The sequence below is a fragment of the Amycolatopsis acidicola genome (assembly GCF_007713735.2).
GTDB classification, from domain to species: Bacteria; Actinomycetota; Actinomycetes; order Mycobacteriales; family Pseudonocardiaceae; genus Amycolatopsis_E; species Amycolatopsis_E acidicola.
Window position 1 is genome coordinate 13,466 of the sequence record NZ_VMNW02000037.1, and the last position, 14,388, is coordinate 27,853.

Here is a 14,388-nt window from a genome sequence, read left to right on the forward strand (position 1 = left end):
TGCCGGCCGCCCCCTGCGGCGGCCGGCACGGTGGTCTTTACTGGTGGACTTCGAGGATCGGTTCGAGCACGAGGCCGAACGCGCGCAGCGTGCCGAACAGCTCGCGGTACCCGAACGCCTGGCAGCTGGACGCGAAACCCGTGCGGCGCGGCGGTTCCTGCAGCAGGTGCGCGGCGGCGTGCGCGTTCAGCAGCGCGGTCTGCTTGTAGTTGCAGTTGCCGTGGATCACGCAGTGCGCGCGCCCCAGCGGGCCCGAGGCGTGCACCGAGTCGAGCGAGGTGTTGATGCGCGGGTTCTCGCGCGGCGGCATCTCGCTGCGCACCGCCGCCGACTGCTCGTCGATGATCCGGTACTTCTCCTCCAGCGACTTCCCCTCCATCTGCTGCAGGGCACCCGCGACGATCTGCGGCACGCCCTGCATCAGCGGCCGGTTGAACACCCCGCCCAGCGCACGCACGTTCGCCACGCGCGGATCCTTCTTGAACCACAAGGGATGCGAGGTGCCGCCCCACGGCAGCGCGAGGCCGAGCTCGTGCTGGCCGGGCACGACCACGTCGTACAGCCCGGCGTCGGGCGGCCATTCGACGTACTCGTTCTGCTCCAGGTAGTACGCCTTGGAGAACGCCGCGTTGGTGAGGATGGTGTTCGTCGAGGCGACGGTCGGGTGCCCCTTCCAGAACACCTGGATGTCGAGGGTGTCCAGGCCCGGCGTCTCGAGGCAGAGGTTCGCCGCGATCTCGCCGATGGTGTACATCTGCGCCAGCCCCGGCGTGAGCACCAGGCCCCGCGTGGCGAACTCGGCGCCGTAGCGCTCGTCGGCGTCGATCATCCAGTTCTGTTCGCCGTTGGTGTCGGTGTAGTGCGCGCCGATCTCCAGGCAGGCCTGGACGACCTCGTGCCCCCACCGCGCGAACGGGCCGACGGTGTTCAGCACGACCTTGGCGCCGCGGAACGCTTCGGTGAGCGCGGCCGCGCTGTGCTCGACCTCGGCGATCTCGTGGTCCACGGTGTCGATGCCGGGCACCGCGGCGACGGCTTCGCTCACCCGCTTGAGATCGCGACCCGCCGCCAGGAACGGGATGTTGTACTCGCGCAGGTACTCGCAGATGAGCCTGCCGGTGTAGCCGGAGGCGCCGTAGACGACGACGGGCTTGTCAGTTGCCACGAAGACTTTCCTTTCGTCCCTGGGGAAATCCGGTCACATGCCCATGCCGCCGTCGACCGGGAGGCCGGCGCCGGTGATGAACTTGGCCGCGTCGGAGGCGAGGAACACGACCGCGTCGGCCATGTCGTCGACCTGCCCGAGCCTGCCGCCCGGGGTCAGCGACACGACGGCCGCCGCGGCCTCCTCGGCGGAGGGGAACAGGCCGAGTTCGGCGCAGTCCACGGCGAGCTGGTTGCCCATCGTGGTGGGGGTCAGCCCCGGGTAGATGCAGTTGACGCGGACGCCGTAGCCGAGCCTGCCGGACTCGGCGGCCGCGACCCTGGTCAGCCGGTCGATGCCGGACTTCGTGGCCGAATAGCCCGCGATACCGGGGAAAGCGATGGTCGCGGCGACCGAGGAGATGTTGACGACCGCGCCGCCCTGGCCCGCCGGGCCGCCGGGCCGCATGGCGCGGAAGGCGTGCTTGATGCCGAGCGCGGTGCCGACGACGTTGACGTCGAGCATCTTGCGCAGCCCGGCCGGGTCGAGGTCGGCGAGCAGGCTGGTGATCTCCACGCCCGCGTTGTTGACCACGAGGTCGAGCCCGCCGAGGGAGTTGACCACGTTGGTCACGGCGTCCGCCCAGCTCGCGTCCTGGGTGACGTCGAGCTGGACGAACTCCGCGACGGCGCCGGAGTCCCGCAGGGTCTGGGCGGTCTCCTTGCCGACGTCCTCGAGGACATCGGCGATCGCGACGGCGGCGCCCGCCTGGGCGAGCGCTTCGGCCATCCCGGCGCCGAGCCCGCGCGCACCCCCGGTGACCAGCGCTTTCCGGCCGGTCAAGTCATAACTCGTCATCCTGGCATCTCCTCCTTGAGAGCACCGGCCCCGCCTGCTCCGGCCCGGGTGTGCGTCGTGGGTCACAGTAACATTCTTTGGACAGTCGTCAAGATTTTTTTGGACGCTTGTCAAGGCTCAGGGATCCGGACACGCGTTAGACTTCTGCGGGACCCGCGACCGCGGGCCGGAGCGAACCGACGAGGACAGGCAGTGACCGAGGTCGCCGAGACGAAACGGGATCGGATAGCCCGCCGCCAGGTCGACAAGTTCGACGCGCGGCGGACCGAGCTCGCCGTGGCCACGCTGCACACGCTGGCCGAACTCGGCTACGCGCGGACGAGCCTGCGGGAGATCGCGCAGAACTCCGAGTTCTCCCACGGGGTCCTGCACTATTACTTCGCGGACAAACGGGATCTGGTCACCGAAGCCGTGCGCCAGTACGAAGCGGTCTGCGTGACCCGCTACGACGAAGTGGTCGCGCACGCGGAGACCGCGAACCAGCTGCGCGACGACTTCACGGCGATGTTCTTCGCGACGCTCGCGGAAGACGCGCCACTGCACCGGCTTTGGTACGACCTGAAGAACCAGAGCCTGTTCGACGAGGCGTTCCGCAAGGACGTGCTGGACATAGACGACCGCCGCGAGGCGATGATCTGGCGGGTGATCAGCCGGTACGCGGAGCTGCGCGGCAGCGAGTGCACCGCCTCCCCGGCCACCGCGTACGCCATGCTCGACGGGATTTTCCAGCGGGCCCTGCTGAACTCGCTGTCGGAAATCGGGGAAGCGGTCGACGCATACCGCGAGGAGCTTCCCCGCGTGCTCGACCTGCTGGTGGCTTAGCCGCGTCCGACTGGGGGTCTTGGTGCTGGCCGAGGATTACGGGTATCAGCTGTCGCCGCAGCCTGCCCAGGCGATGACCCCGAAGATCCGGGAAGAAGTCCAAAAGGCGATCGCGGACACGGCCGTGAAGGGAGCGAATAGCAGCAAGGCGGCCAGGGGCATGGTCTTCACCCTTGTCGCCGTGCTTTCAGTCTCTCTGGCTATTACCACGCAATTCTTCTGGCTTCTTCTGATCGGCTTCCTGGTGGCGTGGGTGCTGTCGGATTCGGCGGGCAAATCGTCCGCGAAAACCGCCAAGGCCGCCGAGGAAAGGGTGCGGGAACTGACCACGCCGGTACTCGACGGCCGTTGGCAGGCATGGCCGTGCCGGATGGAAGCCGTCGCGAACACGCCGCAACGCCGCGTACTCCTGCTTGATCCTTCAGGCGAGGCCGCCGTGACCTTCCTGTCGGACGTCCCCGGCGAAGCCTGGCTGGGTCTGACCGACGGCCGCGGGCTCGTCTGGTTCGTGGGCGATCTGCGGTTCGGGGGCATGATGGCGCTGCCGGGCGGAGATCCGCTCTGGTGGACAGGCCCGCCCGTGCCCGATCCGGCGCCCGCGCCCGCGCCCTCGCCCTCCGGCGGCCGGAAGGCCCTCGAAGAAGAACTGGCGCGCCAGGCGGTGAAGTTCGCCTTCGACGCGTGGCTCCGGTAGGGCCTAGTGTCTTGTGATCTTGTGGTCTTGACGCGCAGGTGTGTTTGCCTGCCAGGGAGCCGAGTTGGCCCGGGGCGTCGCCGAGTTGGCCCGGGGCGTCGCCGGGTTGGCCGACCGCTGTCGCCGTGGGCAAACTCGGCGACCGGACCGGCAAACTCGGTGACGCGGCGGGCAAACTCACCGACCGCACGGGCAAACACGACAACGTAAACCGGACAGCATCACGAGACACTAACCGGCCCAGTCGGCGCGGGTGTGTTCGAGGTGCGCCCGCAGCAGGCGCTCCAAAATGGACAGATCGCGGCTCTCGATGGCGGCGAGGAGTTCGCGGTGCTCGGCCGCCGCGCCGGGGAGCCGGCCGGTTTCGGCGAGTTTTTCCAAGCCGTACAGGCGAGTCTGGTCCCTCAACGCGGCGATGCCGTCCACCAGGCGGCGGTTGCCCGCGAGCGCCAGCAGGTCCAGGTGGAAGCGGCGGTCGGCTTCGAGGAAGCGGGCGACGTCGCCGTCCGCGGCGGCGGCCTCGATCTCCCCGGCAAGCGCGCCGAGGCGTGCCAAGTCGGCGGGCCCCGCCTTCGCGGCCGCCGAGAGGGTGGCCGGGATTTCCAGCAGCTGCCGCATTTCGTAGACCTCGTCCAGGTCCCGCTCGCTCATCTCGACCACCCGGAACCCGCGGTTGCGGACCGGCTGCATGAGCCCCCGGTGCACCAGCGCCAGCATCGCCTCGCGCACCGGGCTGCTCGACACCCCGAGCCGCGCCGCCAGCGCCGACGCGGAGTAGATGTCGCCGGGGCGGATCTCCCCCGAGACCATCGCCTGCTGCACGACCTCCAGCACCTGGTCCCGCAGGTTCGTGTGCCGCACGCGGATCTCGGTCACCGCCCACCGCCTCCTTGACAATCCGGCCCGTCACCGCGCAGCGTACCCTCAGGAGTAGACGGTAACCGACTACTGGAGGGTAACTTATGGCGGAGGTCCGCGGGTACTGCACGCTGTGCCGGTCCCGCTGCGGCGCCGTCTACACCATCGAGGGCGGCGCGATGCGCGGCGTGCGGCCCGATCCCGATCATCCGACCGGCGCCGCGATGTGCCCGAAAGGCCGCGCCGCGCCCGAGCTGGTCCACTCCCCCGCGCGCCTGACCAGGCCATTGCGGCGCACGACGCCCCGCACCGACCCCGACCCGCGCTGGCGCGAGATCAGCTGGGACGAGGCCATGTCCGAAATCGCCGAGCGGCTCGGCAAGATCCGCGCGGAGAGCGGCGCCGAGGCGGTCGCCTTCTCGGTGACCTCCCCCAGCGGCACCCCGATGTCGGACTCGATCGACTGGGTGGAGCGGTTCATCCGCCTCTACGGCAGCCCGAACACGGTGTACTCCACCGAGATCTGCAACTGGCACAAGGATTTCGCGCACGCCTTCACCTTCGGCTGCGGACTCCCGGTGCCGGACTACGCGGGCACCGACCTGGCGGTGTTGTGGGGGCACAACCCGGCGAAGTCGTGGCTCGCGCAGTCGGCCGCGCTCGCGGACGCCGGCCCGAAGCTCGTGGTGGTCGACCCGCGCCGCTCCACGAGCGCGATGCAGGCCGACCACTGGCTGCGCGTCCGCCCGGGCACGGATGCCGCGCTGGCGCTCGGCGTTGCCCATCAACTGCTCGAAAAACGGGGCCACGACGAGGATTTCGTGCGCTCGTGGACGAACGCGCCGTTGCTCGTTCGCCGCGACACCGGCCGGTTCCTGCGCGCCGACGAACTCGGCCCCGGGCTGTCCGGGTTCGTCGTGTGGGACGACGGCCCCCAGCCCTACGACACGGCGACGAATCCCGAGCGATTCGCCTTGCACGGTAAGCGAAAGGTGGTCACTCGCACCGGTCCCGTCGACTGTGTCCCGGCGTTCGAGCACTACGCGCGCGCCTGCGCGGAATGGCCATTGGACCGGACGGCCGCGGTCACCACTGTTGAGCCGGAGGCGATCGCGGCCTTCGCGGATGCGCTGGCAGCCGCGAAATCCGTGGCCTACGCGGCGTGGTCGGGCGTGGGCCAGCACGCGAACGCCACGCAGACCGAGCGCGCGATCGCCACGCTCTACGCGCTCACCGGCAGCTTCGACGCGCCCGGCGGCAACGTCGTGTTGCCCAAACAGCCGGTCAACGCGGTCACTTCGCCCGCGCAGCTCGCCCCGGAACAGCGGGCGAAGGCACTGGGCATCGACCGGTTCCCGCTCGGCCCACCGGCGCAGGGCTGGGCCAACGCCCGCGACTTCTGCCGGGCCGTGCTCGATGGCGAGCCGTACCGGGTGCGGGCGCTGGTGTCCTTCGGCGGGAATCTCCTGCTGTCCCAACCGGATCCGCGCCGCACCGCCGCCGCGTTGCGCGAGCTGGAGTTCGCCGTGCACCTCGACCTGTTCGAGAATCCGACCGCGCGGTTCGCCGATCTGCTGCTGCCGGTCAACACCCCGTGGGAGCACGAGGCGATCAAGGCGGGTTTCGAGATCACCCAGGCCGCGCAGGAACGCGTCCAGCTGCGGCCGCGAATGGTCGAGCCCGTGGGAGAGTCGCGTTCGGACACCGAGTTCGTGTTCGACCTCGCGACCCGGCTGGGCCTGGACTTCTTCGGCGGGCGCATCGAGGACGCATGGAACCATCAACTGGAGCCGCTCGGTGTTTCCGTCGAGCAGCTGCGCAACGGGCCCGTCCACCTGCCACTTCCCTTACAGCACAGGAAATACACCGCGACCGGGTTCGACACGCCGACACGGCGCGTCGAGCTGTATTCGGAACGGCTGGCCGAACACGGCTACTCCCCCGTGCCGGTGGCGGACGAGCCCGGCGTCGATCCGCGGTTCCCGCTGGTGCTCACGTGCGCCAAGAACGGGTACTTCTGCCACAGTCAGCATCACGGGATTTCCTCACTGCGCAAGCGTTTCCCGGAGCCCGTGGTGGAGCTGAGCGCGGAACTGGCGCACGAGCGTGGAATCGACGACGGGCAGTGGGTGCGCCTGACGACCCCGGCCGCGCGGGTGCGGATGCGCGCCAAGGTGGATCCGGCGCTGCACCGCGACGTCGTGGTCGCCGAGTACGGCTGGTGGCAGGCGGCGGAGGACCTGGCCCTGCCCGGTTCGGACCCGCTCGCCGACGACGGGGCGAACTACAACCTCCTGATCGGCGACGAAACCCGTGATCCCCTCAGCGGTTCCGTCGCGCTCCGATCGTCCACATGCGACATCAGCGCCGAGCCGACCTGGACCACACCAAGGGAGTTCGTCGTCGACTCCGCGGAGTTCGAGACCGCCGAGGTGCTTTCGGTGCGGCTACGGCCCGCCGACGGCGCCTCGGTGCCGGGCTTCCGGCCGGGGCAGCACGTCACGGTCGCGCTGCCCGACGATCCCCGTCTCACACGGAGCTATTCGCTCACCGGCACCGACCGCTCCGGGTACGGGATAGCCGTGCGCCGGGTGCCCGGCGGGCGGTTCTCGCCGCTGGTGCACGAGCGGTTCCGGCCGGGGGAACGGGTTCTGGTCACGCCGCCGTCCGGGGTGTTCGCGATCCCGGTCGAGCATGAGCGGCCGCTCGCGCTGCTGGCGGCGGGGATCGGGATCACGCCGTTCCTCGGGCATCTGCAGGCGCTCGACCCGGCGACGGAAACCGTGCTGTACTACGGAAACCGCCATGGCGGCTCGCATGCCTTCCGCGAACGCATCGCCACGCTCGCGGAGAGATTGCCGAGGTTGCGGGTGGTCGACCACTACAGCCGCCCCGATCCGGGCGACACGTTCGCCGTGCGCGGCCGGGTGTCCGCGGACAGCGTCGACGAGGACCTGATCCGCCGCCGCGCCCGGTTCTACCTGTGCGGCCCGGCGGCGATGCTCGACGAGGTGATCCCCGGGCTCGTGGCGCGGGGCGTGCCGCGCTTCGACATCTTCGCCGAACGGTTCCAGGCCGCGCCCACCACGGTGACCGTCGCCGAGGACGCCACGGCCGTGGTCCGGTTCGCGCGTTCGGGCCGGGAAGTGCGGTGGCGCAAGGCGAACGGCACACTTCTGCAGCTCGCCGAACAGGCCGGCGTGTCCTTGCCCAGCGGGTGCCGGCTCGGCCAATGCGAAAGTTGCGCGACCGCGGTGCTGTCCGGCCGGGTCGCGCACCTCGTCGCCCCGGCCGGCGACCTGCCCGAAGACCAGTGCCTGACCTGTCAGTCCGTGCCGGCGTCCGACGTCGTGCTCGATGCGTGAAGGGAATTCCGTGCTCGCCATTTCCGCCGAGGAGACCGCCCGCGCCCTGGAGTTCGGCGCACTCATCCCGGCCCTGCGCGAAAGCCTCGCGCTCGGGGCGACCGCGCCGCCGCGGCACCACCACCGGCTCGGCGACGACGCGACGTTGCTGATCATGCCGTCGTGGCGGGGCGGGCTGCTCGGGGTGAAACTGGTGGATGTCTTTCCCCGCAACCGTTCCCTCGGCCGGCCGGCGCTGTCTTCGGCCTACGTCCTGGCGAGCGCCGAGACCGGTGAGCACCTCGCGGTCATCGACGGCAACGAGCTGACACGGCGGCGCACCGTCGCCACGTCCGCGCTCGCGTCGTCTTATCTGGCGCGGCCGGACAGCAAAGTGCTGCTGGTGGTCGGCACGGGGCACATCGGCAGCCTGGCCGCGCAGGCGCACGCCGCGGTGCTCGGGATCGAAACTGTGTTGGTGTACAACCGATCCCGGCCAGGCGCGGACGCGCTGGCCGCGCAGCTGCGGGAGTCCGGAATGGACGCTCGCGTGGCCCCCGATCTGGACGCCGCCGTGGCCTCCGCCGACGTGATCACGTGTGCGACGCTCGCGAGCGAGCCGATCATCCGCGGCGCGCTGCTCCGGCCCGGCACGCATCTGGACCTCGTCGGCAGCTTCAACCGCGACCTCCGCGAATCCGACGACGACTGCCTCCGCCGCGGGCGCCTGTACGTGGACGCCGAAGTGGCCCTCGACGAGTCCGGCGACCTCACCCGCCCCCTCGCCGACGGCACCATCACGCGCGAGGACGTGGTGGGCACCCTCCCGCAACTCTGCCGCGGCGAAGTCCCCGGTCGTTGCGGCGCCGAGGAGATCACCGTCTTCAAGGCCGTGGGCACTTCCGTGGCCGACCTCGCAGCCGCGGGCCTGGTCTACACCCAGGCGTCGGGCGCGCGGGAACTGCGCGGCAACCTCTAGACGTCCTGCAGCTGCGGGAAGACGACCCCCGTGAGTTCCTCCGACACCTCCCACAAACGCCGCGCCACCGCGGTGTCCTGGGCCTTCGCCGAGCGGCCGACCAGTTTCGGGGCGCCGCGGCCTTCCAGGAAGCCACCCGGACCGGCATAGCTGTCGCCCGGGATGCCGGCTACAGCGGCGTACAGGGTGGGCAACGCACCGCCGTCGTCGTTCTGGCCGAACAGGCGGACGAAGGCCCGCTCGAACGGCTCGACGGCACGGCGGATTCCGGTGGGGCGGAACAGGTTCGTGGCCGCCAGGCCGGGGTGCGCGGCCATCGCGAGCACCGGGGACCCGGCCCGCGCGAGGCGCCGCTGCAGCTCCGAGGTGAACAGCAGGTTGGCGAGTTTGGACTGGCCATACGCGGCCATCGCCCGGTACCGGCGGCGCTCCCAGTTGAGATCGCCGAACCCGATCGTGCCCGCCCGGTGGCCCATCGACGAGACCGAGACCACCCGCTCGCGGATCCGCGGCAGCAGCAGGTTCGTGAGCGCGAAATGCCCGAGGTGGTTGGTCCCGAACTGCAGCTCGAACCCGTCCGCGGTGCGGCTGAAGGGCGGGATCATCACGCCGGCGTTGTTGATCAGCACGTCGACCGGCTCGGTGAAGTCGCTCGCGAAGGCGCGCACCGAGGACAGGTCGGCAAGGTCCAGTCGCCGCACTTCGACGTCGCCGGTCATCGTCGCGGCGGCGTCCTTGCCTTTGGTGACATCGCGGACGGCGAGCACCACACGCGCGCCCTTGGCGGCAAGGGCGCGGGCGGCGGCGCGGCCGATTCCGCTGTTCGCGCCGGTCACGAGGACCGTGCGGCCGCTCTGGTCAGGGATGTCCGAAGCCGTGAATGTTGTCATGAGCTACATAGTAGCCGCTGACAACAATGTTGTCGCTAGAAACATTCGCGTATCATCGGGAGGTGCCCGATGCGATCGACGACCGGCCCTACCACCACGGCAACCTCCGCACCGCCCTCCTCGACGCGGCCGAACGCGGCCTGCGCGAGCACGGCGCGGACAAGTTGTCGTTGCGCGATCTGGCCCGGGAAATCGGTGTCAGCCACGCCGCGCCGCGCCGCCACTTCCCGGATCGCCAGGCTCTGCTGGACGCGCTCGCCGAGGCTGGGTTCGCCCGGCTGGATCGCACGCTTCGCACGGCGCTGGCCGACGCCGACGACGACTTCCCCGCGCGCGTGCGGGCGGGTATGACCGCGTACACGCGCTTCGCCACCGAGAACCCCGCGCTGCTCGAACTGATGTACACCAGCAAGCACCGCCCGGACGCGACGCGCATCGTCAAGGCGGCCGAAGCGCCGTTCGGGCTGATGATCGGGCTGATCCAGCAGGGACAGGAGCAGGGCGAGCTGGCGACCGGCGACCCCGACCGGATCGGCATCGTCCTGTTCGCGATGCTGCAGGGCATCGCCTCGATCATCAACGGCAACCTCGTCCCGGCGGAGCTGCTCGACGGGCTCGTGGACCTCGCCGTCGACCAGTTCCTGCGCGCCAACCGCCCCGGCTGAGGGACCTCAGTCCCGCTCCACCTCGAGGATCCGCGCGTCCCGCCGCGCCACATCGACCTCGATGCGCCCCTGCGCGCTGTCGGCCAGCTCGACCTCCCACGACGGCACGCCGCCCGTCGTGTCCGGCTCGACGCCCAGCACGTACCCGCCGTACTTCCCGGACGCGACCGCCCCGGCCGCGTCCTGCCCGACCGGCGCCGCGCTCGCGGGCGGTGCCGCGGGTCGCGGGTCGTCGGTACCGCAGGCGGCCACCGCGACGGCGACGACACCGACGGACAGGATCGTGAGCGTCCGCGAAAGCAAAACCAGGCTCCTTCCCGAGGCGACCACCCCACCGTGCCTCCGCGCGCGGGGCCGCCGCATCAGGGATCACCCTGGGAAAACCCTTACGGCACAGCCAGAACCGCCCGCGCGCAAGGCGAGCACGATGCCGCTCGCCCCGGCCGGCACAGCGCTTGGACAGGCGAGCCGGGCCCGTGTGTTCCAGCATGGTGATCACCATCGCGGGAAACGGGGAGGGTGCGGGTGCTCGGGGAAGTGGCCGTCGCGGTCCTGGCGCTGCTGATCATCGCTGCGGGGGCGGTGCTCGCGCCGAAGGTCGGCGTCGCCGCGCCGCTCGTGCTGGTCCTGGTCGGGATCGGCGTCAGCCTGGCCCCGGTGCTGGAGGACTTCGAAGTGGACCCGGAGTGGATTCTCCAGGGCCTGCTGCCCCCGCTGCTCTACGCGGCCGCGGTCTCGATGCCCGCCATGAACTTCCGCCGCGAGTTCCGCGCGATCAGCGGGCTGTCGGTACTCCTCGTGATCGCGAGCGCGCTGGTGCTCGGCCTGCTGTTCGCCTGGCTCATCCCCGGCATCGGGTTCGTCTGGGGCGCCGCGCTGGGCGCGATCATCAGCCCCACCGACGCCGTGGCCACCTCGATCATCAAGGCCACCCCGGTGCCGAACCGGGTCATCGTCATCCTCGAAGGCGAGAGCCTCCTCAACGACGCCACCGCGCTCGTCCTCCTGCGCACCGCCATCGTGGCCACCACCGCCGGGTTCTCCTTTTGGGCCGCCTTGGGCACCTTCGCCTACGCGGTCGCGGTCGCCGTGGTGATCGGGGCGTTCGTCGGCCGGCTGAACCTGGCCGTGCGCCGGCGCGTCGAGGACCCGACCGTGAACACGATTCTGTCGTTCACCGTCCCGTTCCTGGCCTCGGTCCCGGCCGAGGCCGCGGGAAGTTCCGGGCTGGTCGCCGCCGTCGTGGCCGGGCTGGTCACCGGTTACCACGCCCCGCGCCGCCTGTCGCCCCAGCACCGGCTTTCGGATTCGCAGAACTGGGCGAGCGTCGAGCTGATGCTGGAGGGCCTCGTCTTTCTCCTGATGGGGCTGGAACTCTCGACGATCCTCGCCGAGGTACCCCGCGAGCACACCGGGCTCGGCATCGCGCTGGCGATCGCCTGCGCGGCGCTCGTGGCGACGTTGCTGACCCGCGCCGCGTACGTCACTCCCCTGCTCTGGGGCCTCGGCCGCCGGAGACGGCGGGGCGAGCGGATCCAGCCGCGTGTCGCGGAGATGCACGAAAAGCTGCAGGCGGGAGAGCTCCCGGAATTCCGGCGCGGGCCGGGACGGGGCGAGTACAAGCGGCGCGACATCGAACGCCTCACCACGCACGTCCGCCGGATGCTCGCGGACATCGACTACCTGCGCAGCCAGCCGCTCCGCGCCAAGGACGGCGCGATCGTGGTCTGGGCAGGCATGCGCGGCGCGGTCACCGTCGCCGCCGCCCAGACCCTCCCGGCCGAAACCCCGCACCGCCCGCTGCTGCTCTTCGTGGCCTTCGCGGTCGCCACCCTGTCGCTGCTGGTGCAGGGCGGCACGGTCGGGCCACTCGTCGCGCGCCTGTTCCGGAACGAGCCGGAAGAACCACGCACGCCGGAGGAAGACACCCAGCAACGGCAGGTTCTCGCGCTCCTCGAGGACGTCATGAACCAGACGCCGCACGAGGAAGGCGCGTCGGAGAAGCAATACCGCCTGTCCGTGCTCACCGCGCAGCGGAACGCTTTGCTGGACGCCCGTGACGACGGCGCCTACGACGCGGACGTCCTCGCCCACGCGCTGCGCAACGTGGACGCCACGCAGATCGCGCTCGAACTGCGCGGCGGCCCGGACGGCTGAGCGTCAGTCCACTGTGGACGGAAGGCGCAGCAGCGGGTCGAAGCGCGCCGGTTCACCCGAGACGAGGCGTACCGGCATCGCCGCCGGTTCGTAGCCCGACGCGACCACCGTGTACTCGCCCGGCGACAAGCCTTCGACCGTGTAGTGCCCCGTTTCGTCGGTGATGGTGGCGCCCCGCACCTGACCCGCGGCATCCACCACCGCGACCCGCGCGCCCGCGACCGGGCCCGGGTCGGCGCTCACGGTCCCGGCCAAGCGAACCGAACGCGGCAGCTCGACGTCCTCGCGGACCGGTGCGCCGCCGAGAGTCACGTGCCGCGCGACCGGTTCGAGGCCGGAAGCCTTGACCAGCAACACATAGCTGCCCGCCGGGGCGTCGACTTCGAACTCGCCGTCGGGACCCGTCGCCGCGCGATGCACCTCATGCGTCTCCAGCGACGTAAGCGAAACCGCCGCCCGCTCCCCCGGCGCGAGCCCGCGCACCACGCCCGACACGGCCGCCGCGCGACGCGCTGCCGCCGGAGCCGCGGCCGGCGCGGGCCGCTTCTTGCGGGAACGGGAAAGCAGGACATCCGCGATGCCGAACAGCAGCGCGAGCGTGACGAGGCCCGTCGACCCGATCAGCCCGAGCGCCGCCGAAGCGTGGTAATCCCCGTGCGAACGCGTCAACTGACCGAAGAACAGCGAACCACCCAGCGCGGTCCCGACCGCGGAACCGACCCGCTGCGCCGTCTGCAGTACCCCGGCCGCCGTCCCGCCCTCGGCGGGCGGCACCTCCTCCAGCGCGAGCGTCGAGTTCGGCGCGATCACCAGCCCGCTGCCGAACCCGGCGACGAACAGCGGCCCCGCGAGCACGAGCGCGGTGTTCGCCCCGAAGTAGTCCTTCACCAGCCACGCCGTCGCCGCGAGCCCGAGCGCCACGAGCAGGTTGCCGAGCACCACCATCGGCCGCCCGAACCGGTGCACCAGCCGCCCGCCGATCGCCGGCGAGATCGCCGAGCCGATCGCGAACGCGAGCGTGGACGCCCCGGACTCCAGCGCCGAATATCCCAGCCCCTGCTGGACGAACAGCGTCGCGACCAGGAAAATCCCGGTGAATCCGGCGAAGTAGACGAGGCCGAGCGACGAAGCCATCGCGTAGCTGCGCACGGTCAGCAGCTTCAGGTTCACCAGCGGATGCTTCCCGCGCGCGCCGAGCCAGCGTTCCCACAGCACGAACAGGACGAGCAGCGCCGCCGCGACGCCCATCAGCCACCAGCGCGGCCGCGACGTCTGTTCCTCTTCCTGCACCAGCGGCAGCATCACCAGCACGACGGCGGCGCCGAGCAGCAGCGTGCCCAGCAGGTCCGGGCGGCGTTTGCGGCCGCTGCTCACGTCCTTCGGCAGCAGCCGCAGGCCGAACAGGATCGCGAGGATGCCGATCGGCAGGTTCACGTAGAAGACCCAGCGCCAGCCCTCGGTGAGCCCGAACCCCTGGATCAGCAGGCCGCCGAGCAGCGGCCCGACCGCGGTGGAGAGCCCGACGGTCGCGCCGAAAGCGCCGAACGCCTTGCCCCGCTCACGACCCGAGAACAGCTGCTGGATCATGCCGATGACCTGCGGGTTCAGCAGGCCGCCCGCGATGCCCTGGCACAGTCGCGCGACCACCAGCCACGTCGCGTTCTGCGCCGCCCCGCACAGCGCGCTCGTCACCACGAACAGCGCCAGGCCCAGCAGGAACATGCGGCGGCGCCCGTAGTCGTCCCCGAGCCTGCCCGAAGGAACCAGCGCGAGACCGAACGTCAGCGCGTAGCCGGAGACGACCCAGGACACGTCGGCCGGGGTGGCGCCGATGCCGTGTTCCATCGACGGCAGCGCGACGTTGACGATGCTGACGTCGAGCAGCGTCATGAACCCGGCGATGAGGCAGACCCACAACGCCCGCCAGCGCCGTGGATCGGGCCCGGCTTCGGATGCGGCACGCGTGCTCACTCGATG

At 70.8% G+C, this 14,388-nt stretch carries 12 protein-coding genes; 6 read left to right on the forward strand and 6 right to left on the reverse strand.

Going from position 1 to position 14,388, the window contains the following annotated elements:
* Nucleotides 1-37 precede the first annotated feature (37 nt).
* Together FPZ12_RS23405 and FPZ12_RS23410 are read right to left on the reverse strand one after the other, a co-directional pair.
* Entirely contained in the window at nucleotides 38-1,165 is a 1,128-nt protein-coding gene (locus FPZ12_RS23405) for a DUF5938 domain-containing protein (protein WP_144747776.1), read from the reverse strand.
* Between the two features lie 33 nt (nucleotides 1,166-1,198).
* The gene (locus tag FPZ12_RS23410; RefSeq protein WP_144747777.1) at nucleotides 1,199-2,002 is read right to left on the reverse strand and encodes an SDR family NAD(P)-dependent oxidoreductase; all 804 of its coding nucleotides are present in this window, start codon (nucleotides 2,000-2,002) and stop codon (nucleotides 1,199-1,201) included.
* Between the two features lie 192 nt (nucleotides 2,003-2,194).
* Here FPZ12_RS23410 and FPZ12_RS23415 point away from each other — a divergent pair, with 192 nt between their 5' ends.
* A complete protein-coding gene (locus FPZ12_RS23415) occupies nucleotides 2,195-2,824 on the forward strand; it encodes a TetR/AcrR family transcriptional regulator (protein ID WP_144747778.1) in 630 nt (209 codons plus the stop codon).
* Between the two features lie 19 nt (nucleotides 2,825-2,843).
* Complete coding sequence (locus FPZ12_RS23420) at nucleotides 2,844-3,518, forward strand: hypothetical protein (protein ID WP_144747779.1); 675 nt, start codon at nucleotides 2,844-2,846, stop codon at nucleotides 3,516-3,518.
* 231 nt (nucleotides 3,519-3,749) lie between these two features.
* On the opposite strand, the gene FPZ12_RS23425 is transcribed toward FPZ12_RS23420, so the two are convergent.
* Complete coding sequence (locus FPZ12_RS23425; RefSeq protein ID WP_144747780.1) at nucleotides 3,750-4,394, reverse strand: GntR family transcriptional regulator; 645 nt, start codon at nucleotides 4,392-4,394, stop codon at nucleotides 3,750-3,752.
* An 86-nt stretch (nucleotides 4,395-4,480) separates the two neighbouring features.
* Between FPZ12_RS23425 and FPZ12_RS23430 the strand changes: the two genes are divergently transcribed.
* Both FPZ12_RS23430 and lhpI read left to right on the forward strand, forming a co-directional pair.
* Nucleotides 4,481-7,741: a molybdopterin-dependent oxidoreductase gene (locus FPZ12_RS23430; protein WP_144747781.1), complete on the forward strand. Its 3,261-nt coding sequence runs from the start codon at nucleotides 4,481-4,483 to the stop codon at nucleotides 7,739-7,741.
* Nucleotides 7,734-8,699 carry a bifunctional Delta(1)-pyrroline-2-carboxylate/Delta(1)-piperideine-2-carboxylate reductase gene (lhpI, locus tag FPZ12_RS23435; RefSeq protein ID WP_144747782.1) on the forward strand — a complete coding sequence of 322 codons (966 nt, stop codon included), beginning with the start codon at nucleotides 7,734-7,736 and terminating at the stop codon, nucleotides 8,697-8,699. Before FPZ12_RS23430 ends, lhpI begins: the two co-directional genes overlap by 8 nt.
* On the opposite strand, the gene FPZ12_RS23440 is transcribed toward lhpI, so the two are convergent.
* Entirely contained in the window at nucleotides 8,696-9,589 is an 894-nt protein-coding gene (locus FPZ12_RS23440; RefSeq protein ID WP_144747783.1) for an oxidoreductase, read from the reverse strand. The genes lhpI and FPZ12_RS23440 overlap by 4 nt on opposite strands.
* A gap of 62 nt (nucleotides 9,590-9,651) precedes the next feature.
* Here FPZ12_RS23440 and FPZ12_RS23445 point away from each other — a divergent pair, with 62 nt between their 5' ends.
* Entirely contained in the window at nucleotides 9,652-10,254 is a 603-nt protein-coding gene (locus FPZ12_RS23445) for a TetR/AcrR family transcriptional regulator (RefSeq protein WP_208025965.1), read from the forward strand.
* 6 nt (nucleotides 10,255-10,260) lie between these two features.
* On the opposite strand, the gene FPZ12_RS23450 is transcribed toward FPZ12_RS23445, so the two are convergent.
* Nucleotides 10,261-10,557: a PepSY domain-containing protein gene (locus FPZ12_RS23450; protein ID WP_144747785.1), complete on the reverse strand. Its 297-nt coding sequence runs from the start codon at nucleotides 10,555-10,557 to the stop codon at nucleotides 10,261-10,263.
* Between the two features lie 222 nt (nucleotides 10,558-10,779).
* Here FPZ12_RS23450 and FPZ12_RS23455 point away from each other — a divergent pair, with 222 nt between their 5' ends.
* A complete protein-coding gene (locus FPZ12_RS23455) occupies nucleotides 10,780-12,411 on the forward strand; it encodes a cation:proton antiporter (RefSeq protein ID WP_144747786.1) in 1,632 nt (543 codons plus the stop codon).
* A 3-nt stretch (nucleotides 12,412-12,414) separates the two neighbouring features.
* Here the strand turns inward: FPZ12_RS23455 and FPZ12_RS23460 are convergent, their stop codons facing one another.
* Nucleotides 12,415-14,382 (reverse strand): MFS transporter, encoded by a 1,968-nt coding sequence (locus tag FPZ12_RS23460; RefSeq protein ID WP_243769986.1) that lies wholly within the window; start codon nucleotides 14,380-14,382, stop codon nucleotides 12,415-12,417.
* Between the last annotated feature and the right edge of the window lie 6 nt (nucleotides 14,383-14,388).